At 40.8% G+C, this 23973-nt stretch carries 13 protein-coding genes; 5 read left to right on the plus strand and 8 right to left on the minus strand.

From position 1 onward, the window contains the following. Positions 1-59 precede the first annotated feature (59 nt). The 8 genes from KY305_RS03995 to KY305_RS04030 all read right to left on the minus strand — a co-directional run bounded on the left by KY305_RS03995 (position 60) and on the right by KY305_RS04030 (position 14847). Positions 60-446 carry a YxiJ family protein gene (locus KY305_RS03995; protein WP_223061629.1) on the minus strand — a complete coding sequence of 129 codons (387 nt, stop codon included), beginning with the start codon at positions 444-446 and terminating at the stop codon, positions 60-62. 10 nt (positions 447-456) lie between these two features. Next, positions 457-7464, minus strand: coding sequence for a DNRLRE domain-containing protein (locus KY305_RS04000; protein ID WP_223061442.1), 7008 nt, complete (start codon positions 7462-7464; stop codon positions 457-459). Between the two features lie 164 nt (positions 7465-7628). Continuing rightward, positions 7629-8693, minus strand: a complete 1065-nt coding sequence (locus KY305_RS04005; protein WP_223061443.1) for a pectate lyase family protein — start codon at positions 8691-8693, stop codon at positions 7629-7631. Between the two features lie 157 nt (positions 8694-8850). After that, positions 8851-9765 carry a DMT family transporter gene (locus KY305_RS04010; protein ID WP_223061444.1) on the minus strand — a complete coding sequence of 305 codons (915 nt, stop codon included), beginning with the start codon at positions 9763-9765 and terminating at the stop codon, positions 8851-8853. Positions 9766-9907: 142 nt separating this feature from the next. Next, the gene (locus KY305_RS04015; protein WP_223061445.1) at positions 9908-10354 is read right to left on the minus strand and encodes a universal stress protein; all 447 of its coding nucleotides are present in this window, start codon (positions 10352-10354) and stop codon (positions 9908-9910) included. 99 nt (positions 10355-10453) lie between these two features. Continuing rightward, on the minus strand, positions 10454-11851 hold the full coding sequence (gene bglH / locus KY305_RS04020) for an aryl-phospho-beta-d-glucosidase (protein WP_223061446.1): 1398 nt from the start codon (positions 11849-11851) through the stop codon (positions 10454-10456). Between the two features lie 17 nt (positions 11852-11868). Continuing rightward, a complete protein-coding gene (locus KY305_RS04025) occupies positions 11869-13713 on the minus strand; it encodes a beta-glucoside-specific PTS transporter subunit IIABC (protein ID WP_223061447.1) in 1845 nt (614 codons plus the stop codon). A gap of 702 nt (positions 13714-14415) precedes the next feature. Next, positions 14416-14847 (minus strand): very short patch repair endonuclease, encoded by a 432-nt coding sequence (locus KY305_RS04030; protein WP_223061448.1) that lies wholly within the window; start codon positions 14845-14847, stop codon positions 14416-14418. Between the two features lie 179 nt (positions 14848-15026). Here KY305_RS04030 and KY305_RS04035 point away from each other — a divergent pair, with 179 nt between their 5' ends. From KY305_RS04035 to KY305_RS04055, 5 genes are all read left to right on the plus strand, one after another. Beyond that, positions 15027-16823, plus strand: coding sequence for a DNA cytosine methyltransferase (locus KY305_RS04035; RefSeq protein WP_223061449.1), 1797 nt, complete (start codon positions 15027-15029; stop codon positions 16821-16823). A gap of 150 nt (positions 16824-16973) precedes the next feature. Then, positions 16974-18431 carry an ATP-binding protein gene (locus tag KY305_RS04040; RefSeq protein WP_223061450.1) on the plus strand — a complete coding sequence of 486 codons (1458 nt, stop codon included), beginning with the start codon at positions 16974-16976 and terminating at the stop codon, positions 18429-18431. Next, positions 18428-21079 carry a Z1 domain-containing protein gene (locus tag KY305_RS04045; protein ID WP_223061451.1) on the plus strand — a complete coding sequence of 884 codons (2652 nt, stop codon included), beginning with the start codon at positions 18428-18430 and terminating at the stop codon, positions 21077-21079. Before KY305_RS04040 ends, KY305_RS04045 begins: the two co-directional genes overlap by 4 nt. Positions 21080-21090: 11 nt before the next feature. Continuing rightward, a complete protein-coding gene (locus KY305_RS04050) occupies positions 21091-22104 on the plus strand; it encodes a PD-(D/E)XK motif protein (RefSeq protein WP_223061452.1) in 1014 nt (337 codons plus the stop codon). Between the two features lie 16 nt (positions 22105-22120). Further along, complete coding sequence (locus KY305_RS04055; RefSeq protein WP_223061453.1) at positions 22121-23932, plus strand: AIPR family protein; 1812 nt, start codon at positions 22121-22123, stop codon at positions 23930-23932. The last annotated feature ends 41 nt before the right edge of the window (positions 23933-23973 follow it).

Raw genomic sequence — 23973 nt, forward strand, 5'->3', positions numbered from 1 at the left:
TATAAAGATAAACTATAGATAAATATTTAAAATAATACTTAATTTTTTCAAATTGCCCGCTACTCAGAAATTATATTGATTAATAATCTCCTTGCTTGCTCATGTAGTTCTAACTCTTGTTTTAATGCAGGATAGTTTTCTGAAATTATATTATTCATTTGAGAGTAACTTGGGTATAGTTCAAAAAAAGATTTTGATAATGAATCAAGTTGACGTTTTGGCAGTTTTTTATCTGCTAAAACATAACTTAGACTTCCAGTAATAAGCATAAAATAATCATAGAAATCTTCCACTGCACAAACTTCTTTATATTCTTCCTCTAATTTATCAATATCTGAAGGAAATGGTCCTTCTAATTCTCTTTTAATTTCCTCAAGATTGGCAATTAAATCAGTATCTAAATTGTAACGTTTATACTTTTTAATTATTATCCCTCCACAAAGAATTTTGTCTTAACTATTTCCTTTTCTTCCAACCATTATGCCAAAACGTAATAATTTTTCCGCTTCTAGTATAATACCCTCCTCTTTTTCCATTTTTGATTTTATAACCTTTTTTCCTGTTAGAAAGAACATGTTTTTGTCTTAGATGTTTATTAGATCTATAAAAAGCTCTAGCTGCATTTGTATATCTTTTTTTACTATAAGATCTCCCTTTCCAAACGACATGTTTCTTATGATGAAAATTTAAAGATTCCTTTGCACTTTTGAAAGTGCCTTTACTCCAATATCTAGTCGTAGAAGCCCACTTTCCGATCCTACTAGCAATTTTCAACCTTCCTCCACCTACAAAACCATATGCTGCGGCTTTTGCAACACCTCGCCAGCCCTTACCAGATTTATATGCTTTATAAGCATCATAAGCCGCAAAGCCGGCGTTAATGGCTAGCCACACCCAATGCCCATCAGGATCGACGTTCATGACTGGGTTGTTATTTCCGTATGCATACCCATTCTGATCCAATGAATCGCCGTCACTGCCCGGGTCTGGGTCAAGCGATAAAAATACCCCGTTTTTCGGCTCGTAGTAGCGGGCCATGAGATAGTACAGGCCGGTTTCTTCGTCGTATTGGTAGCCTGCGTAGCGGTAGCGGTTGTCTTTTACTTCGTCGCTTGCTTCGGTTTTTGTTGGATTTCCCCACGCGTCGTATTGATATTTGGCCACGGTTTTTCCGGTACTGTCTGAGATCGCGATGACGTCACCGTGTGCGTTGTAGTGATAGAAATATTTCTTGCCATTTTCTGTGTAGGATAACAGCTGGCCGCTGTCACCGTACGTGTATGATTTTGTGACGTTGTTGTCTGCGTCGGTTTCATACAGGACATTCAGGCTGTCTCCGTCGTAGAAGTAGTTCGTGACGCTTCCGTTGACGTTTTTTTGGATTCTGTTTCCTTTTTCATCATATTTGTATGTTGCGAACGGCTTGTCTTCGCCTTTTTTCGTTACGGCGGTCAGGTTGTCTTCCGCGTCCCACGTGTATGTGTATTTGCCGTCGGATGTGCGGTTGCCGTTTTTATCGTAGGACAGTTCTTCGTCATTCACCTTCGTCAGCTGGTTCATGATGTTGAATGATGCATTGACTGATTTGCTTGCGCCGTCCTTTGTTGTGGTGACGTTTGTCCGGTTGCCGAAGCCGTCGTACGTATATTGAATGACGGTGCCGTCTTCATGAGTTTCTTTGACGAGCTGGTTGAGCTTGCCGTATTCGTACTGCACCTTTCCGCCCGCCGAGCTGTCGATGACCGTGCGGTTTCCGTTGGCGTCATATTCATAGCTTTCCCGGAAGATGCTGCCGCCGTTTTTCGCTCCGATATGAAGAGAGCTGACGAGATTCCGCTCATCATACGAGAAGCTCGTGCCGACTTCGTTGCCGCTGATGAATGTCTGGACATTTCCGTTTTCATCGTAATCAAATGTATAGGCTGAAGTGCCGTCTTTCATTTCAATCATTTGATCAAGTTTGTTGTACGTAAAGCTGTTTGTTCCTTTTTGGCCGCCTTGGCTCCATGAGAAAGTTTTCAGCTTATCCGAATCAGCCGGATACGTCCAGCTCTGGCTGCCGTCGCGGTCGGTTAATTCGGTCAGGCGGTTTTTGTTGTCAAAGGTGCGTTTTTTCGTTGTATTTTGTTCTTTGTTTGTGACCGATGTTTCATTACCGTTTTTGTCATAGGCAAAGTTGTATTTTTCAGTACCGTTATATGATTTTGACTTTACCCGGTCTGTGCCGTCATAGGTCAATGAGACTTCATTGCCGTTGGCAGAAACGGTTTTCGTCAGGTTGCTGTTGGCGTCATATTCACTCTTCAGTACATTGCCGAGCGGGTCGGTTGTTTTGACGAGCTTGCCCATGACGTCATATTCATATTGATAGGTCTGGTCTGCGCCGGCCCGTATCGTTTTTGTCAGCTCATGGCCTTCCTTGTCATAGCTGTGAAGGATGGATGTGCCGTTTGACAGGGACAGCTTTGTCAGCTGGTCTGCCTGATCGTATTCGTAGGCGGTTGTTTCGCCTTTCGCGTCGGTTTCAGACGTTTTTTTGCCTGTCTCATCATATGCTGTTGTGCTGGCGTAGCCTAGTTCGTCTTCTTCTTTTGTGACATAGTTTCCTTTTTCGTCATAGGTGCTTTTCGTTAAGATGCTTCCTTCGATTAGTCGGATATCATCAAACCATGCCGTTCCTGTCGCGCTTTTTTGGAACAGAACGCTGATTTCGATTTTGCTGATCGGCTTTGTTTTCGGAATGACTGCCGCTGCGCGGTTCCATTCCTGTGTCCCCTGTGGGAATTTGGCGGTGTATACACCTGTCGTGCCGTCCGCATAGGTGACATTGGCTTGAAGTGCGTAATCATTGTCGTTCGTCAATTTAACGCCGGCGGCCTTGGACATCCCTGTCAGCGTGATATATACCGGTTTATCGTCTGCGTTTTGGCCTAATGTAACGGTTTGTTTTGCGGCCGCATTGGCTTGTGATGCATTTGTGCGGGAAGCTTTTAATGAGCTGTCATCATCGAAGCCTTCATCAAGGTCGGCGGCGGCTCCGCTTGCGCTCCAGCTGTCTGTTTTGGCAGTGAAACTGCTGTTTTGAACCGGGTTATAGCTTGACGATACTTCGCCTTTTTCCAGCTGAACCTGATCAAACCAAGCTTTTCCTTTGCCGTCCTTGTCGTTATGATCCACTTCCATATAGATGACGGCTTTTCCTGCATTGGCCGGTGTTGTAAAGGTGATCTGCCGTTTCGTCCAGTCATTTTTTCCGGCTAATGCGCTGGATTCGTTGTGAATCCATTGAATGCGTTTTTGGTCTTTGTCACGCAGATCAATGTTAAAATAGGCTCTTGCTTTCGTCAGATCTGTTTTGATCTGGCCGCTGAGTGTATATGTTGTATTCGGTTCAAGCTGTACTTCCTGTGTTGCGGACGCATGGCCGTGCTCCGTTCCGGCAGAAGCGGATTGAGATGTAATTTCCAGCGCTTTTTGCCCTGACAGCGCGCCGCTTCTTTCGTTTACCGCCGCGATTTTTCCGCTGTCCCTTGTTGCGGTGAGGTTCCAGCCAAGCTTCGTCCCTTCAAAACTGCCGTCTGTCAGTAAGCTCGCTGATGCCGCCAGCTCTTTGCTTGATTGAATGACATTTCCGTATTTGTCATAAACAGCCGCGGACGAAGATTTTCCGCTTTGATCCGTTTCAGAAACGGCATCAAGCCCGTCGTAAGCGATATCCGTGACGTTCCCCTCGGTATCTTTCATTTTCGTGACGTCATTGTTTTTGTTGTATTCATACGTTTCGGTGCCGTAGGCGTCTTTTACGGCTGTGACGTTGCCGTCTTTATCATATTGATAGCTTTCTGTCGCTTTGCCGGTACCCGCATCGTTCGGATCGGTGTCCTGAATGACGTTGTTGCCTTCGTATACGGTGTTGGTCGTGATTTTCAGCCCTTCGGCGTCATCGATCACCTGAATCGGGTTGCCTGCCTCGTTATAGCCGTACTGCACTTTGCGGCCGTTCGGCTGCGTCATCATCAGCGTTTTTTTGTCAGCGTCATAGCTGTAATCGTACGTTTCTTTTTTCGCATTGATCGCTTTTTCAAGGCGATGGCCGTTGTATTGGTATTCAGTGAACAGCGGTTTATCATCTGTGCTGTTTGCGGAATACTGCTTGACGAGGCGACCTTCGTCATCATAGTCATAGCTTGTGACGCTGCCGTCAGTATCTGTCACCTTTTTCAGAAAGTTTTTTTCATATGAATACGAAATCTTTTTGTATTTCGGCCCTGTGAGAGATGTGACATGGCCGTTTTCGTCGTAGTCAAAGATCAGCTTGCGTCCTGATGCGTCTGTTATGGCTGTTAGCTGATTTTTGTCGTTGTACTGGTATTCAGTCGTATTGTTGTGTCCATCAACGACCTTTTGAAGCTTGCCGCCTTTTTTGCTGAAATACGCATTCGTTTGATCCTTCGTTTTTAACACAAATTGATCGCTTGTTTCCGTTAACTCAAGATAAACCCCTGTCGGCGGCTGGTAGGTGCCGTCGGATTTCTTCGTGAAGACATGTGTTGTCGCATCTTCATCAATATAGATGGCTCTGCCGTCCTCAGAAAGAATCGACGTTTCTGGATCAGCATACCAACCTTGGCCGAACATATGGTCAGAGCTGTCAAGGCTGTTATGGGTCCGCGACAAGCCAAGCCCCGGCCCGCGTCCGTCGATCGACATATCTTCTTCATTGACGATGACATTCCCCGTTGCGCCGTTCAGCTGTCCGTCCGGAATGTCAATGATGGACCAAAAATCTTCCGTTCCGAGAAATTCCGCGCCTTCGTGAAATGTGGGATTAAAAGGTGCGGTCGGAACGGTGTCACCGTTTGCGTCATAAGCGGTAAGTGTAAAGGAATAGTTCTTCTTCCCTTTGTAATTGCCGTTTGCGTTCGCATAAACAGGCGAGGGATCAAGCGCCAGCTCTCCGCCTTTTCCGTCTGTGTGAAGCTGGTATTTGCCTGCTTTTATCTCATCGGATGACGGCCAGATGTTTTTGTTTTGGGTCGTCCAATGATCGGTGTCGCCGACATCGAATGATTGATAGTCTTTCCCGTTATAGATATTGATTTTATAGCCTTTGGCGTTTTTGACTTTATCCCAAATGAGATTGACATAGCCTGTTTGGCTCGATTTTGTATTCGTATAGACATAGCCTGTCAGGTTTTTCGGCTTTGCGATATCAGGCAGCGCCGGACTTGCTTCAGGTGACGAAATCGCTTCTCCGTCTTTGTTATAGGCAATGACTTTAAACGCGTAGGTTTTCCGGTTTGCATCTCCCCCGGCGTTTTTATAAACGGGACCCGGGTTGATCGGCAATTCCGCGCCGTTGTTGTCTTTCAGGTGAAGCGCGTATTTTCCGGCGCTGATTTCCGCTTTTGTGGGCCAGATCTTTTGGTCTTTTGTCGACCAGGATGTTTTATTTCCGAGGTCAAGGGTTTCAAAGCCTTTACCGTTGTAGACTTGAATTTTGTACCCCGCAGCGCCTGATACGGCTTTCCAGGAAAGATCAAAGTAGCCAGTGGCGTTATTGTTATTAAAGCCTTTTGTGGTTGGTTTCTGAGCTCTGCCCACATTCGGGATGACGGGCTTTGCGGCCGCTGACATTGCGCCTTCTCCTTGGTCAAACACCGCGCTGACCGCGACCCAATAGTTTTTGCTTGCCGGATAGCTGCCTCCGGAATTTTTATACACCGGTGACGGGTCAAGCGCCAATTCACTTCCGCCTTTGCCGTCTGTATGCAGCTTGAATTTTCCTGAGTCGATTTCCGCTTTTGTGGGCCAGATGTTTTTCCCCTTTGTGCTCCAAGAGGTCACATTGCCGACAGGAATGGCTTGATATTCTTTTCCGTTATAAAGCCAGACTTTATAGCTTTTGGCGCCTTCGGCTTTTTTCCAGCTGATATTGAGAAACCCGCTCGAATCACCGTTGTGATACGCTTTGACAGACGGTGTATCCGCCTTCGGAATCGTATATGTGACTTCGATGTATGGTTTTTTGTCGGAGTTAGCTGAGGACATCAGCTTTTTCCAATACTCTTTTCCGTTGCCGTTTGCGTGGAGCTTAAAGCCGTAATTCGCTCCGCCGCTGTTCCACGACTTGACTGCGGAGGTGACATCGTAGCTGGCCCATTGGCCTTTATAGACCTCGGCTTTGCCGATGTTTTTGGAGCCCGGTTTGTTTTTCCACGTGACCTTGGCATTGTCGTAATTGCTGTTTACGGTATCCAGCCAAAGCCCGGTCGCTTTTGAGCCGTAATAGGAATGGGCTGTATATGCTTTGAGCGTTGCTTTTGTAACCGTCATATTTTTAATCGGTTTTAGATTATCGAACTTCATAAACGCATAGTTCGTTCCCGTTGTGCCGTCATAATAGCCCGTTTTCAGCACGTACGCTTTTAATCCGGCGTCCCATTTCTGTGAGGCGGCGGAGTAGTTTGTCGTCGGGTAAGCGCTCATGACAAAGGTATCGGATGACACGGATACGGATGTCGACGGGTCAATAGATACCGGATAGACCCGCTTGGGATCTTTCAGCCATTTTTCATCGGCCGTTACGTGGAGTAAGTAGCCTTCGTTGTTTTTCTCAAGTTTGAAGCTGACGTCATCTGACCGGCAGACCTCGCCGGACTTCTCGTCTAGATTGGAATCAGTCATAAAGGGCTTCGGCACGGTATAGATGACTTTTTCTTTGTTATCAGAAAACGCGATAGAGCCGTCTTCCTGTTCTTTTGCTTGTAAATCGGTTTTGATTTGAAACGTAAATGAGTTATATCCTTCATATTTGTGAAGGACGAGATCTTCTTTGATATTTTCGTTGAATGTGTAGGTTTGTAAGTCAATGTCAGGAAACACTTGCTGATACGTAAGCTCGTTACTGTTTTCCTTCACTTTTGCTGAGGCATCTGTCGGAGTAATTGCAGCCTGATCGGGGCCTTTTGCGCCAGTTAATGAGTATGCGAGCTTATGATCATCGTGTTCAAATGTAGCGTACAATCCGTTCTTCATTTGTTTCAGAAAATCGGAATGCAGCACTGTATTTTCCGTCTCGACTTCCTTTGAACCGGTTTTTAATTCAGGGGAGACTTCTTCCCAGTCCGCATTCGCAGTTTCTTTTGTATGAATGGGCTCGGTGTAGACTTCCTGCTTATACACACCGTCTCCTTCATAGAAAAGTTTTGAATGTTCAGTTCTTTCAGACGTGATCTCACCGTCTTTATTGATATCTTTTTGATCAAACGGCAGCTGTTCGTCTGATTTTTCCGCCGGAAGATCTTTTTCCGGGTCTGCGGCCGGAACGGCGGCTTTCTCTTGCTTGTCATTTTCACGCGTTTCTGCCGCAAATACATCGGCAGGTGCGATCGAAATTAATAATGCCGCCGCAAGAGTGCCTGCTAACCAGCTTTTCCACTTGTTCTTTTTTCCCATTTTCATATGTCCTCCTCCTTCTTTTGTAACATAGACTTAATAATAGTAATCTCGCTGAAATCCTTTATCAATATATTTCTAGGTATTTAAGGTTATTTTAAGGATAGGAGGAATATATATACTTTTACTCACACAAAAAACCGCCGCATCTTGGCGGCGGTTTTCTCGTATTACGGATAGCGTAAAGTTGAATTTTGCGCTCCGGCGTAGGATTGGGCGTAATTTTTGGCATCCTGTGATGACAGCGTGCTGTAGCTGTAATTTGTTTTCGGGTTCCAGCTGGTGAGCGGCGATTTTGGCGCTTTCAGAGTCGGGAATGAGCCGATATCGGTAAACTGTGCCGTGCCGTAGTCATCTATCATTCCTCCTTTTTCATTTCCATTGCCAAAATAGTTGGCTTCTGAATAGACGGTTGCGTTTGTATGAATGGTAAAGCCTAAATTGAAATTGGTAATATAATTGTTTTTAGCATGAAAATAGCCGTATCTCATCAGTCCCGGTGAGCGGACATAGACATTATTAAAGTAGTTATTGGTGATCGTCATATGCGGGTATCCGATGTAATTCCGGCCTTCGTTATCGTCGTTCGGATATCCGAGAATAACCCCGTAAAGGTGATCCGTGAATTTAGAGTTAGAAAGGGTGACAAAATCCGCTTTTGCTCCGACGTAAAGAAGCTTTCCTAAATCATCGCGGTTATTCGGATTATAGCTGTGCCCTTCAAACCAAACGTGGTCAATCCAGTAATTCTGCCCGTTCGCTATGTACATTGGGATGTCGTTGTTGCCTTTAATCGCGGCATTATGGCTGAGGATGAGGTTTTTAAAAATCACGTTGTTAGAGTTTGAGCCCGTTGTTAAGTAAATATTGGTGAGTCTGTGGCTGGTGTAAGAGCCGATGATGGTTTTATTGGCGCCGACTGTCACAACGGCTTTTCCTGATGAGGAGATGTCACCTGTAATGACGATGGTTTTGCGGTCAGTGCCGCCCGCATTGTTTTTCAAATCATTGAGATTGCTGACGTATACGACGGAACCGCCTTGGCCTCCTGATACGGCAGATTTTGATTTTCCGTTATGATCCTTCGCATTTCCCGCAAAGCCGGTAAGCCCCTGCATGACATCCGGATAGCTTGCCGCCGCTTTGGCCTGCTTTGGAGGGGAATATGAGGTTGCCAGACAGAGCACAAGCACGAGGATAATGCCAAAAACGAGTTGACGCGCCTTTCTTATCATTCAATACAGCCCCTTTAATCTCTCAAATTGCAAACACAGGAAATATTATACATTCATCACCCACTTTTTCCATGATCTGTATGTCATCTTTTCTGTCAGTTGACTAGATAGCTGAAAAGCCCCAAAACACAAAGAAAAGGCAGCCGCTTTGGCCGCCTTACATATGAGTGCTTTCTTTCTTAACAGGTTTTTGTTTCTTTACAAGCGTCAGCGCCATACCCGCAAAAATCATGACAATGCCAAGTGATTGATAGAGATCGGGACGAAAGCCGGTAAACACGGTATCCAGCACAATCGCCACAGCCGGGTCGAGAAAAACGATGATTGAAATAAATCGGGTGGACAAAAAACGCAGGCTGTCAAAAAACAGCAAATACACAATCCCGGTATGAATGATCCCAGTAGATACAATCATGATCCAGTTACTGTGCGACAAATGGGAAAACGATCCAAAATGGATAAACGGAAGCAAGATGACAATCCCCAGTCCTGTCTGCAAAAAGGTGACGGCATAAGGGCTGAGGCTGTTGATGCCTTTCCCCAGCAATGTTGTAAAGGCGTAAAAAAGAGCGGCCAAAACGGCCCAAATGATTCCCGAGCCCATCAGCTGAGCCAGCGACGTATTCCCGCTGATTCCGGAGATCAGCGCGGTGCCCAGAAAGCAAATCACAATCGAGGTGACAGACATGACACGCAGTTTTTCACGGTATATGACGCTTCCGAGGAGAAGGACAAGAACCGGGGCCAAATGATAAACAGAAATCGCAATCGTCACAGACGTTTCTTCAAATGATTTGAATAAAAACACCCAATTAAACACGAGAAAAAAACCGCAGGCCAGCGTTTGAAAGACCTCTCTCCGGCTCCACTTTTCGGTACGATACTGCCCCGTTGCAAACCAGCAAATCCCTAAAAATAATGTGGCGCAGAGACACCTGACAAAGACAAGCTCAAACGACGGCACATTTGTGTGTTCTGAGAAAAAACCGATTGACCCGAAAATCACCATGGAGATGACCATCTTGATCACAGCGGTTGATGTTTGTTTAGATTGTACAAGCTTCTGCTGCATACGTATATTCTTCCTCCATACATCATATCGTTAACTGTTTATTCAGATAACGATTTTCAGTCCATTGTACTGGAACTTGGGGAAGAAATCATCCTATTTTTAGCATTTCATTAAAAAAGCCCTGCCTAGGCAGGACTCTTTTTTAATGAACGATCAATACAGGACAAGGAGACAGTTGTGAGACCTTGTGGCTCACGCTTCCGAGCATCATTTCTTTAAATCCGCTGATTCCGCGGCTTCCGACGACAATCAGATTGAAATGCTGCTCTTTCGCTATGTTTAAAATTTGATGCGCAGGCTCACCTTGGACATACAGGCCTTGAGCCTTTACTCCGCTCTCAGCCGCTTTCTGTTTTGCATCTTCCAAAATGGCTGTTCCTTTTTGTTCGACTTCATGCTTGATATCTTCAATGAAGTTTTCAGGAACATATACAATTCCGGTTAAGGCTGAGGTTGAGACAACGGCCTCCCGCCCTGCATAGAGGATGGTGAGTTCAGCCTGCTGTTCTTTTGCTAAATGAATAGCTGCGTCCAGCGCTTTGCTGCTCATTTCTGACCCGTCTACTGCTGCAAGTATTTTTTTAAACATATGAATCCCGCCTTTCTGCTTTTATTGTCCTCCTCTTTTTGCTGAATGTCAATTTTGTTGGTCTGCCGTAGAACATTGAAAAAAGCCGCCTGTTTCTGTTTACAGACTTTCTCCATTTGTAGAAATAACGTCTTTGTACCAGTGAAAGCTTTTCTTTTTCTTCCGTTCAAAAGTGCCTTTTCCGTCATTGTCCCGATCGACATAGATGTAGCCGTAGCGTTTTTTCATTTCTGCGGTTGAGGCGCTGACGAGGTCAATCGGCCCCCATGACGTGTAACCGATTAAGTCGACGCCGTCGGCGATTGCTTCTCTTGCTTCTATTAAATGATCACGCAGGTAATTGATTCGATAGTCATCCTGAATGCCTCCGTCTTCCTCCGGCTGATCTGCTGCGCCGAGGCCGTTTTCTACGATGAACAGCGGTTTCTGATAACGGTCATACAGCGTGTTCAGGGTGATACGCAAGCCTTTCGGATCAATCTGCCAGCCCCATTCAGATGATGTCAAATGCGGATTTTTCACGCCGCCGAGAAGATTCCCCTCAGATTGCGCCAGATGCTCCGGGTCTGTGCTTGCCGTCATTGACATGTAGTAGCTGAAGCCGATGTAATCCACCGTATGCTCTTTCAGCAGCGCCTCGTCTCCGTCCTTCATCTCGATCGTAATTCCGTTTTCTTTAAAGAAACGCTTCATATAACCCGGATAGCTTCCTCTCGCCTGCACATCAGAGAAGAAAAGCGTGCTTCGCTCTTTTTGCAGGGCTGCCAGGACATCTTCTGGCTTTGGCGTCATTGGGTATGTTGTCGTCGCGGCAATCATGCACCCGATCTTTGCATCAGGGATGATGTCATGCCCCGCTTTTACCGCCAGCGCGCTTGCCACAAATTGATGGTGCGCCGCTTGGTACATCGTGTTTTGTTTATTTTCTCCTTCTTGGAACACAAGACCGCCGCCTGTGAACGGAGCGTGAAGAACGACATTGATTTCATTAAATGTCATCCAATATTTCACTTTGTCTTGATAGCGGGTGAAAACAGTGCGGGCGTAGCGTTCATAGAAATCCACGACTTTTCGGTTTCTCCAGCCGCCATAGTTTTTCACGAGGCCGAGCGGCATTTCATAATGAGAAATCGTAACGACAGGTTCAATATTGTATTTTTTCAATTCATCAAAGAGACGTTCGTAAAATTGCAGACCTTCTTCGTTCGGTTCTTCCTCATCGCCGTTCGGAAAAATCCGCGTCCACGCAATAGAGGTGCGGAAGGCTTTAAAGCCCATTTCAGCAAACAGCGCGATATCCTCTTTATAGCGATGATAAAAATCAATTCCGTCATGATATAAATTCAGCGCGTCCTCTGATTCATGAAACGGAGACATGATGCCGTCAGGGGAGACATCCGCCGTAGAAAGCCCTTTGCCTCCTTGTCTGTATGCTCCTTCAACTTGGTTGGCCGCAACTGCGCCGCCCCATAAAAAACCTTCTGGAAATCTCTTCATGTTTTTTCACCTCTTCTTTAGGATAACGCTAAAAGCGCTTCGTTCGGCTTGACCATGCCGCTTTCCTTCACAGCTGTAAATGCATATTGTTCCGTGTTGGTAATGATGACCGGCGTCATCAGATCGTAACCGGCCGCTTCGATTTGTTCGATATCAAAGGTGATCAGCAAATCTCCGGGTTCGACCTTATCGCCCTCTTTTACGTGTACATCAAAATATCGGCCGTCCAGCTGGACTGTATTCAGCCCGATGTGAATCAGCACTTCCGCTCCCCGGCCGCTCGTAATGCCGATGGCGTGCTTTGTTTTAAATACGGTAGTAACCTTTCCCTGCACCGGAGAAACGGCCGAGCCTTCTTCAGGAAGAATCGCAAACCCTTTCCCCATAATTTCACCGGAAAACACGCTGTCGTTCACTTCGCTTAACGCTTTGACTTCTCCTTTAATCGGACTGTGAATGATTTCACCGCCAACCGTCATGTCCGGTTCGCCAGACGCTTTGACGGGGTGATTTTCTTCCGTCTGAACATCTTCAAACCCGATGATAAATGCCGCAATCATCCCGGCGGCAAACGCAATAACAATCCCGATCAGCGCGTAAATAAATGTCGGCCCGATGAAGATCGGAATACTCGGAAGACCGGCGTTTCCTCCGACAATGTAGGAGGCCACACCCGTAAAGCCGTAAAAGGCTCCGCCTGCCGCCCCGCCGATCAAGGCAGCCATAAACGGTTTTTTCAATCTCATGTTCACACCGTACATCGCCGGTTCGGTGATGCCCATCAAAGCCGTAATACTTGTCGTAAATGCCAATGATTTAAATGTTTTGTTTTTTGATGTGAAGAAAACCGCAAATGACGCGCCGGCCTGTCCCATATTCGCCAAGAACATCGCTGGAAGAATATAATCATGGCCGTTTTGCGCAATGTTATTGATCATGATCGGCACCAATGCATAATGCATGCCCGTCATAATAATCAGTGAGAATGTACCGGCAAGCAGAATCATTGCAACAATGCCTGCGTGATCGAATAAATAATTCACGCCGACAGAAAGATAATCCCCGAGAATCGCCCCTAAAGGACCGACCGTGATTAACGTCGCAGGCACGACAATCACCAGCGTAAGCATCGGAACCACAATCAGCTTAAGGGAAGCCGGAGTGATCCGATCAATCCATTTCTCCACATAAGACATCATCCAAATCGCCAATATAATCGGAATGACCGTGGAAGAGTAAGTGGCAGCGGTTACAGGAAGCCCTATAAAAGAGATGCTTTTCCCTGAACCGAGCAATGCGGTCAAATCGGGGTGCAGGATCGCCCCCGCCACCGCAGCCGCCACGTACGGGTTACTGCCGAATTTTCTCGCCGCACTCACCGCAAGCAGCAAAGGCAGGAAGTAGAACGCCCCGTCGCCGACAGCCGTAAGAATACTGTGCGTCTGGCTCTTATCCGACATCCAGCCGAATGTCACCGCTAACGCGACAAGCCCTTTTATCAGCCCCGCCCCGGCAATAGCCGGCAGAACCGGGGTAAATACGCCGGAAATCACATCAAAAATGGCACTCAGCACATTTTTCTTCTGCTTTGAAGCTCCGTTTGCGCTTTCATCACTGAGCCTGCTGTTTTCCAGCATCGCTTGATACACCTTCGGCACATGATTTCCAATAATGATTTGAAATTGCTCGCCGCTGATATTTGTCCCCATGACACCTTCCGTCTGCTCCAAACCGCTCCGATCGGCTTTCGCATTGTCATACAAGTTAAAACGAAGCCGTGTCATACAGTGGATGACGCTTTGAACATTCTCCTCGCCGCCCACAAGTTGTAATATCTCTTTCGATATTTTATGATAGTCCATGAGTATACCTCCTTAGAAATGGGGGGAACTGCCGGACGAAAGGTGGCCGCCTTTCTCCGGCTTTTTTTACGAAAATACGCATCACCTCCAAAAAAGGGTATAAAAAAAACCTAAACTGCGCAGATCACGGGGGTGCTCCCTGTCTGACGCAATTTAGGTTTTGCCTGCTGTTGCAGTAACAATCCTATGGTTGATTGATATTGGTTTGTAGGTATACTTTAGCACTAGGTTTTTAGGATGTCAACGCTTTCATTTTGAAAAATAAGAGGGTTTTGCATATTTTATTAGAGATGGTTTAGGTGAAACAACTAACATTCATTTAAAAAGTGTTTCTAATTTGTTATTCCAGGTATTGCCCGTTTCGGTTCATGAATATACTCTTGCTTCATTGCATAGTCAGCTCTTGACAGGCGGCATCACCTCTTATGTGAAATCGGGTATCATAGACATTAGTTATATGATGGATTTATTTGAATTGTTAGGCTAGAAGAATACTTATCTTATAAAGTCATATAATACAGTCACTTACATAGCCCTAAGTTTAGCTTCGATTTTAAAATACATGATATAACCGAGAGAAAAGAAGCCGTACAAAACAACTGCTCCCTCAATAGTGACTAGGGTTAATTTTAACAGACGTGTGTGAGGAGGAGGCCAAAAACTAATATTGATGCTGAAGCTGAGACAGTTAATACCTTGGCCCTATAAACCTTGCTCATTCCTGCCCTTTTTCTCTTTAATAAAGGCTTCAATATGATTAATTGCTTCCGAAAAATTCTCTTTAAATTCATGTTCCCATACTCTTAAAACATGCCAACCGATTTCTTGATAATAAGAAGTTACTTCTTTGTCTCTTTCTTTATTTCTCTGTAGTTTTTTATCCCAATAACTTGAATTGCTCTTTGGTTTATTCCCATGAATACTGCAGCTATGCCAGAAACAAGAATCAATAAAGATCACGATTTTGTATTTTTTTATAGCTATATCTGGTTTGCCAAAAAGAGATTTAACATTTCTTCTGAACCTTAAGCCTCTTCTCCATAACTCTGAGGCAGCTTTATCCTCTAATTTAGATTTGGATTTTATAGCCTGCATGTTTTTTCTTCTTTGTTCTTTTGTATGAGTATCACTCACTGACTTAACCTCTCTTATGATATATTTTATATATCAATTCCCTATTTCATGGGCAATAATCGTCGATTTTCCAAAAATAAAACTTGCAACAGAAGCCTAAAAAAGGGTATGCTGCTATAGAAAGAAACGCTGGAAGACAGAAAATTTACATTTCCCACGAGTAGAAAGAGTTGAAAGAAATGAATAGCAAGAATAAGATGTTTAAACTGGTTGATCTATTTGCTGGCGCTGGAGGATTAAGCAAAGGGTTTGAGCAAACTGGCTGTTTTGAAACTATTGGAGCGGTAGAAATAAATAAAGCGGCTATTGAGACTTATGTTTATAACCATGGCGGAAACAGAGACATCATTATTCGGCCGGACGGAAGTGATATCAGTGATATCACTAAAATTAATTTTCGAGAGTGGAAAGAGAGCAAAAACATCGATCCTAATTTATTAACAATTATAGGCGGACCTCCTTGCCAAGGATTTTCCAATGCTAATAGGCAAAAAAATTATATGATATCTGGAAATAATCAGCTTGTTATCGAATTTTTCCGTGCTATTGATGAGATTCGGCCAGCTGCATTTCTTATGGAGAATGTACCGTCAATGAGTTCAAATAAACATAAATTTTTCATTACTCAACATTTAGATAATTCCCGCTTTGCATATAGCTCTTTAGAGCATTTAACTGGTTTATTTAACACTTCAAAAGAAAGTTTGATTAAAAATAAGTTTTTAATGGATGATAAGATAACCTTAATGGAATCAACCACATTATCACTAAGTAATATTTATAAAAGAATTATCAACGTGCCAATTCTTCCAAAACCAATAATTGAGAATCATAACTTCTTATCCCGTTTAAAAAGTATATCAAAAAAAATTAGCAAGACAGAAGATATACCAAGCTTGTCACTAAAAAAAGAAAAAAAAGATATTACTCAAATTATTGAGTTGCTTAATCAACAACTGAGAATTCTCCATATTGATGGGGACAATCTAAACATTAAAGATATAGTATACCGCGGAAAGTCAGCGCTCCAATTGTTGCTTAAAGCAACTGCGGAATTTGATATATACGCTAAAGAAGATATCTCTAATTTAACTAGTTTAAATCTATTACTGTTAAGAATAAAAGAACTAAATGATGAAAAAATTAAATATAAGCTTTATTTAGATGATACAAATAAAGATAATATTAAAATCATTGCGAAGGTTTGGTCTTATAATATAGTTAAATATCTTGAAACAGCATTCCGTCATATTGGATATAGTACTGATTTGGGAGTTTTAACAGCTTCAGACTTCGGCGTACCGCAGTTAAGAAAAAGATTTATTATACTTGGTGTTAGAAATGATTTAATTGAGAATAATCCTAAACTGCCCGATGCATTGGTAGATTTAACACCATTTACAGTAAGAGATGCAATTCAGGACTTAGCTGAGATACCACCCCTTACAGATATGGAAAAGATTAAACCTTTAGATTATTTAGAGTCTGAAGGACAGGTTTCGCCTATCCTTCGTTATTTCAGAAAAGATGCTGATAAAGGGTTGATTGATAATCATATAAATACTGAAAGCCGTCAGCTTAGTAAAACCCGTTTTAAAGCAATACTTCACTCAAACGGGAAGAATTTCCACAGTCTTAACGATGAGTTAAAAACTACCTACTCTGATGTGTCAAGGACACAGAATACAATCTATTTAAGATTAGACTATAGCAAACCATCTCCTACAGTCGTTAACGTGAGAAAATCAATGTGGAGTCATCCAGAAAAAGCCAGAGCAATAAGTATACGTGAGGCAGCCCGTCTGCAATCATTTCCTGATAATTTCAAATTTAAAGGAACAAAAGATCAACAATATCAGCAAGTAGGGAATGCTGTACCGCCTTTGCTCGGACGTGCAGCTGCTGAGGCTTTACTAAAGGCTATGGGAGTTAAGCCTATTATCTCACTTAAAAATGAATTATTAGATTTAGAATAATCACAAGCTTGACGATAAAACCAATATATCGTCAAGCTTTTTTGTTCTCTTACAAAGCAGTTTAGTAAGGTGTATGTTTTTAAAAATTAACCTCTTAAAATAAACTCATTTTGTTATATTTATATTAATATTAAAAAAACAGGAGGAATTATGGACACCATTCTAACACGACCATCAGCTGCACCAGTGCTTCAAGCACTAAGATCAATAGGTTATAAAGCAAAAACTGCAATTGCAGATATAGTTGATAATGCAATTGATGCACAAGCCTCAAAAATTAAATTACACTTTGAATATGACAAACTTAATGGCTATATCAAAATTAAAGATAATGGGAACGGCATGAGTGAAGAAGAAATACAGACCGCGATGAATATTGGCTCAAAAGATCCTAGAGCTAAAAGATCGCTAAATGAATTAGGCCGTTTTGGCATGGGATTAAAAACAGCCTCATTTTCATTGGGTAAACGCTTAAGTGTTATAACAAAGAAAGATGGTGTATACCATGAGAGGTGCTGGGATCTCGATTACGTATCTGAATGCAACGAATGGAATTTATTAACTTATATACCTAGTCCAGTAAAAGAAATAGCAGGAGAAATTAACAGATCTAGTGGTACTATCATAATAATAGATAAACTTGACCGTTTTATGCGCAGTAAAAAAATACAACGAAAAACTTTCTTTTCAAAAACTGCTGAAATCCAAAAACATCTTGAATTTGTTTTTCATGACCTTATAGGCAATAACAAGATTAATATTTCTATAAACGATATTAAATTAACTGCTTGGGATCCCTTTATGACAAAACATCCTTCCATAATTGAAGGAGAAGAAACAATATGGAAATTAGATGGGTATAATATGAAAGTCAAATATACAATACTTCCTCATGCCTCAAAACTTAATCAAACAGAATTTAAAAGGGCAGGCGGAGAAAAAGGATGGAGAGATCACCAAGGTTTATATATATATAGGGAAAATCGTTTATTACACTATGGAGATTGGAGAAACCTTTTCCCTAAGAATACTCAATCTCAATTAGCTAGAGTCCGAATTGACATTACAAATGCAGCGGACTCCGATTGGCACGTTGATGTAAAGAAGTCGATGGTTACAATACCTGAACAAGCTATAAAAATCCTGCGCCCAATCGCCAAAGAAGCAAGAGATATTTCTAGAGAAATTTATTACTTTAGAACACAGTCTTCAATAGTCGGCGGCAATATCAAAGGCAGCTTAAATACATGGGAACAATCTGGGAAAGACTCGGAATCCCCCTTTGTTTTAAATAAAAGTCATCCAATATACTTAGAATTATTAAAGCAGTTAAATGAAGAACAATCGCGGATGTTGAACTTTTTTTTGAAATTAATTGAAATAGGTTCACCTGTAAATATTATAGCAGTACCACAATCCGAAGAAGAAATTTATAATTTTACAGATCAACAGTTAGAAATGGTCCAACGATTTGCTGATACAATGATTCAACTTGGTCTTTTGAGTACAAAAAAAGAAATTATTGAAGCACTGATGACTCAACCTGGTTTTGAGATGCTTAATGAAAACACACTGAAATATATGCTAGATAAGGAGGGCAAAGAATGAATATAGATTTTAATTTATTGGATTTTCATTTTCAAACAATTCACTCCAGTATGGAAGCAAACGGGCATAATCGAGACGAAGCCGCCGAAGAAGCTTTTGAGTATGCTTTAAACATTCTTAATATAAAAGAAATTTCTCAAACCGAGCAAGAAAAAGTAAAAGCAAAAATCTTTTTCAAATACAAAATCGGGATGGAGTTACCCAATAAAATTAGTGTTTTGGATGGTAAGAATAAAGATAACTGGTATTCACCATCGAAGAAGTCAACTTTTTACTTTTGGAATCGATATAGAAGATATTTACAAGATAAAAAGCAATGGGATTTTGAAACTGTTTATTCTATTGATAAATCCACTGATAAAATACTAGAGTTCCTTGGTAATCCGAAAAACCCGAGTCCTTTTGACAAAAGAGGGCTGGTTTTAGGATATGTTCAATCAGGAAAAACTGCAAATTTTACAGGTCTCATTAATAAAGCATTCGATGTCGGTTATAAATTAATCATTGTCCTAGCAGGAATTCATAACGATCTGCGGACTCAGACTCAAATAAGATTAGAAGAAGAAGTTGTAGGTAATCGTACAGATGAGAGAGGGTGCCCTGTTGGCGTAGCTGAAATAAGACAAAATAATGATGACCATATTGTTGGAACATGGACTACCGAAAAACATGATATATCTGCTCGCATGACACCTCGTGTCTCTCATCTTAATAAGCCAACTTTAATGGTTGTTAAAAAAAACAAGTCAGTATTGGAAACACTTATTGAACAATTGATAAACCATAAAAGACTTTATCAATTAGATATACCTGTCTTAATTATCGATGATGAAGCTGATCAAGCCTCAATTGATACCGCAGACAAAACAAAAGAAGAAGAACCAAAAACAATTAATAAATTAATTAGACAGCTATTAGATATTTTTCCGCGCAGAAATTATGTCGGTTACACCGCTACTCCTTTTGCAAACTTGTTAATCGATATAACTTCTGAAACAGACTCTGAAGGTAAAGATCTTTATCCAAAAGATTTTCTAATCGGTCTGCCAAAACCAACAGGGTATTGTGGACCTGAAGAGTTTTTCAATACTGAAGAAAATGCTAATTATAGTAAGCCCAGTTTAATTAAGCATCTAGATAGTGATGAAGAGAAACTTATAGGATCAATAAAAAAAGTAGATGACTTTGAAATACTTGATGCTGTTCCAAAGCAAATGAAAAGAGCAATCTTATCATTCTTAATTACTATAGCAATAAGAAATCTAAGAGGTCAGAAAAAAAAGCATAACTCAATGCTCATTCATATCTCAAGATTAAAGGGTGTTCAATCCTATATTAAAGATGTAATTGCTAACGAATTCGCCTTATATGCAGATTCTATACTGTACGACCCGAACAGTCCTATATTAGATGAACTAAAATTAATTTATGATCAAGACATAACTAAAACATCAGCAGAGTGGGATATCAATACCAAGACCTTTGAATGGAACACTGTATTGAAAGAAATCAAACAAAACATTATAACTGTACAAGTATTTGCAATTAATGGCGACAGCAGCGATGCTTTAGATTATCACCGTTATAAAGAAGACGGTCTAAATGTTATTGCAATTGGAGGAGACAAGCTTTCGAGGGGCCTTACTCTTGAAGGATTAAGCATTACATACTATACCCGCAATACTCTTATGTACGATACATTAATGCAAATGGGCCGCTGGTTTGGATATCGAGAAGGTTATATAGACCTTTGCCGTATTTATACTCCAAAGAAAATAGCAAACCATTTTGAACATCTAGCTATTGCTATGAAAAAGTTGCGTGAGGAATTTGATTATTTGGCAGAAAAAAAGAAAACACCACTGCAATATGCGGTGCGCATGTTAAGTCATGAAACAATGCGGTTAACGAGCGTATTAAAAATGAAAATGGCGATTATTTATAACGCTCGTTTTGATGCAAGTCTGCAACAGACAAGAGTTTTTGATGCTTCTGAAACTTTCTTCCGAAAGAATATGAAAGCTGTGTCTGATCTTATTTCTAACCTTAGTTTTTCTTCAATTACTAGAAGAAAATCTTTATATCACTTAGCCAGAAATGTAAACGCACAGATTATATTACAATTCTTTCAAAAATACCAAACTAGTGAGCATGCAACAATAGTTAAATCAAAATTACTTTCAAATTATATAGCTTTAGCTAATAGAGAAAATAGCGAGCTGAAAAATTGGACAGTAGCAGTATTTGAAGGTCAAATGTCTGATCATATTGTACCTCCTCAGCCGGTTAAATTAGGAAGTTTATATCTATCAAATACCGTTATGCGTGGTGAGAGAGCACATGAATACAATAAATCCAAAGAGATTGTAGATATACGGGCAATTGTAGCAGATAATCAAGAATTTCTTGATTTAGACCCAAAAAAACTTGTTCCCGCGAAATCAAAGAGAAAGATGCGTGAAGAAAGAGACGAAACGCAAGGTTTTCTAATGATTTATCCTTTAAATCCAAACGTCAAAATATTTAGCGATTTAGAAATAAATTTCAACGAAGAATTAGTACCGATAGGTGTTGCCCTTTCCTTTCCCGGGACTAATATTGATGATGATGAAGTCTATCAAATAAACGGCACAATACCACAGTTTTAAGGAGAAAGCTAATGGTTTCAATAAAAAATGAATTTAGAGAAATGTTTAATGAGTCGTCTCAACCAGTTGAAACTTCACCATTAAAACTAAGACTTGTTTTAGTCGATCCTGTTGCTATTTTTGCAGGAATTAATCCAAGTTCAAAACAAAGAGTCTTATTTATTACTGCTGGTAAAAGAGCATGGGAGAGAGAACATATTACCTCATTACCTAAGTGGAAAGGCATGACTATAAGCTTTGATTTCCACTCCAAGATTGGACCTTTTGAAAACGAATATGTTATAGCTATCAGCCAAGAGAAAGGGTATGACGCAGAAGTATTTATATCAGTTTTACAAAATATTCTAGAAGTAATCGCTCTAAAAACAGAAGCAGAAGAATTATATCCTTTATTATATCGCACTCTAGATAAGTGGAAATCTTTCTTTTCTAAAGGCGGATTTAAAAAATTGACAGAAGAACAACAAAAAGGACTTTTCGGCGAACTTTACTTTATAAAGAAATGGATTGAGCAAAACCCTGGAATTCCTCCAACTTTAATAAATTGCTGGGAGGGTCCCTTAACAGGGCGTTTAGACTTTAATCTGTTACAACACTGTATTGAAATAAAAACAGCAACTGAAAAAATAGGTAAGAGTGTGAAAATTTCCAACGAGAAGCAATTAGTCTTAACAGAGGCTACTCAATCTATTTACTTGTATGTCTGTTTTATTGAGAATAGCCGAACCCATGGTACATCACTTGATGCCATGGTTAGTACTATTAGAGGCTTAATTGAAGATATGTCTCAAGAAATATTACTGATATTTAATGAACTTCTTATAAAGGCCGGTTATCGTGATGGCGAATATGATGAGGACCTCTTTGTAGTTAACAGCGTTGAAGTTTATGATGCAAATGAGAAGTTTCCCCGTATCTTGCCAGAATCTCTTCACTCTGCAATATCTCACGTTAGTTATTCTATAGATTTAAAAGCTTGTGAAGAGTTTCGCTTGGAAGAAAGCCTTTCCTACAATATACAATAACGGAGCTGAATATTATATGTTAGAAAGACAGCAAGAAAAAATTTTTTTAAGTAATCTATTAAATGTAGTACAAGAAAAAGCTATAAAAGAAGGAGCTTTTCAAAATGTTTTCCTAAATGAAATGCTAAAGTACATTGAAAGTGAAAATGACCCGAATATTTTATACCCCCCTTATAAAAATACTTATAAAAATATTTTAGTAAATGCATATTCTAATATTAGGGAGGAAAGCAGATTACAGCTATATGTAGTAGATTATGATGGTGAACAAAGTGAAGATGAGATGCTGACTATAAACATGTCTGAAATAAATTCTATTGCTGAAAAAGCAAAACGTTTCTATACAAATGCTAAAACGCTTTTCAACAATATAGATTCATCTCAAGAATCACATTCTCTCGCAAAAACGATTATAGATAATGAAATAAATATAATTGATATTATAGTGGTAACCAACAGGTTTTACAGATCAAACAAAATGGTGAAATTAAACATTCCAGATATTAATGAAGTTCATGTCCATGTATGGGACGCTGAAAGGGCCTATCAACTATACTCCGCCGACAATGGAGATCAGCTAACTTTTATTGATTTAAAAAATCAGTTTGAGGAAACTTTTGAGATGATGTATGTACCGGACAATACAGATAATAATTTTGATTGTTATATTGGCTATATCCCTGCAGAACTATTAGCTAAAATCTATAATTTTTGGGGGCCAAAATTGGTTGAAAGAAACGTTCGTTCCTTTCTGCAAGCACGTGCACAAACAAATAGAGGGATTAGAGATACACTCAAGAATCCAGAGGAGCGCAAGATGTTTGTAGCCTATAATAATGGGATATCTTCTGTAGCTAGAAGCGGTGACATTGAAAGATCTGCAGAGGGCATCAACCTTTATACTATTAAAGGGCTTGAGGGGTGGCAGATTGTAAATGGCGGACAGACTACTGCTTCAATTCACCGAGCTTATTTGGAAGGTATTGATTTAAGTGATGTCTACATACAAACTAAATTAACAATATTAAAAGTAAACAGTGACAGTGAAGATGAGCGAATTAAATTAGAAGATAATATGGTTGCTAAAATATCTGAATTTGCCAACACTCAAAACAAAATTAATAAATCTGATCTTCTGGCCAATACTCGCTTTATGTCGGAGATTGAAATGTTCTCCAGAAGTACATGGGTACCTGTACATGATGGGCGTAAAGCGGATGAGAAATGGTATTTTGAACGCACTAGAGGACAATATATGGTTGATGTCAACAGATTCAAGAAAGATAAAGGATCCAATAACTTCAAAAAACAAAATCCTTCAGACAAAGTACTTTCTAAAGTGGACCTAGCAAAATATTTTATGTCTTGGGAGGGCTATCCTTACATTTCAAGTAAAGGAGGAGAAGCAGCTTTTAAAGAATTCATGGAATGCAATTCACATTATTGGAAAACTGAAAAAAACGAAGAGGATAGAAAAAGTTTAAATTCCGATGAATATAAAGAATTAATAGCACGAGTTATTATTAATATGCGAGTGCATGAAATTGTATCCGAACAAAAACTTAAAGGCTACAGAGCTAACGTTGTTTATTATTCTGCAGCTATTCTGAAAGAAATATATGGTGATCAAATAAGCCTTATTAAAGTTTGGGAAAATCAAAGTTTATCAGATGTTTGGAATCCTATTATTACAACTATTGCGAACGTCACTTTAAATTATTTAAGGGATTCTGCCGGAGATCGCAATGTTACACAATGGGCTAAACAAAAAGCTTGTTGGGATGAATTCAAAAAGGCACATAAGTCAACACTTCAATATCTAAGATAGATATCAATATAAAAAACTCTTTTACGTATGACGAAAGTTAT

Origin of the sequence: Bacillus sp. YC2, from assembly GCF_019891195.1 — a bacterium.
Taxonomy (GTDB): domain Bacteria; phylum Bacillota; class Bacilli; order Bacillales; family Bacillaceae; genus Bacillus.

Bases quoted from the DNA above. Each gene is read 5' to 3' on its own strand.
- KY305_RS04045 (WP_223061451.1), top strand. From the start codon at position 18,428: ATGAATATAGATTTTAATTTATTGGATTTTCATTTTCAAACAATTCAC.
- KY305_RS04015 (WP_223061445.1), bottom strand. From the start codon at position 10,354: ATGTTTAAAAAAATACTTGCAGCAGTAGACGGGTCAGAAATGAGCAGC.
- bglH (WP_223061446.1), bottom strand. From the start codon at position 11,851: ATGAAGAGATTTCCAGAAGGTTTTTTATGGGGCGGCGCAGTTGCGGCC.
- KY305_RS04035 (WP_223061449.1), top strand. From the start codon at position 15,027: ATGAATAGCAAGAATAAGATGTTTAAACTGGTTGATCTATTTGCTGGC.
- KY305_RS04050 (WP_223061452.1), top strand. From the start codon at position 21,091: ATGGTTTCAATAAAAAATGAATTTAGAGAAATGTTTAATGAGTCGTCT.
- KY305_RS04025 (WP_223061447.1), bottom strand. From the start codon at position 13,713: ATGGACTATCATAAAATATCGAAAGAGATATTACAACTTGTGGGCGGC.
- KY305_RS04055 (WP_223061453.1), top strand. From the start codon at position 22,121: ATGTTAGAAAGACAGCAAGAAAAAATTTTTTTAAGTAATCTATTAAAT.
- KY305_RS04005 (WP_223061443.1), bottom strand. From the start codon at position 8,693: ATGATAAGAAAGGCGCGTCAACTCGTTTTTGGCATTATCCTCGTGCTT.
- KY305_RS04010 (WP_223061444.1), bottom strand. From the start codon at position 9,765: ATGCAGCAGAAGCTTGTACAATCTAAACAAACATCAACCGCTGTGATC.
- KY305_RS04040 (WP_223061450.1), top strand. From the start codon at position 16,974: ATGGACACCATTCTAACACGACCATCAGCTGCACCAGTGCTTCAAGCA.
- KY305_RS04000 (WP_223061442.1), bottom strand. From the start codon at position 7,464: ATGAAAATGGGAAAAAAGAACAAGTGGAAAAGCTGGTTAGCAGGCACT.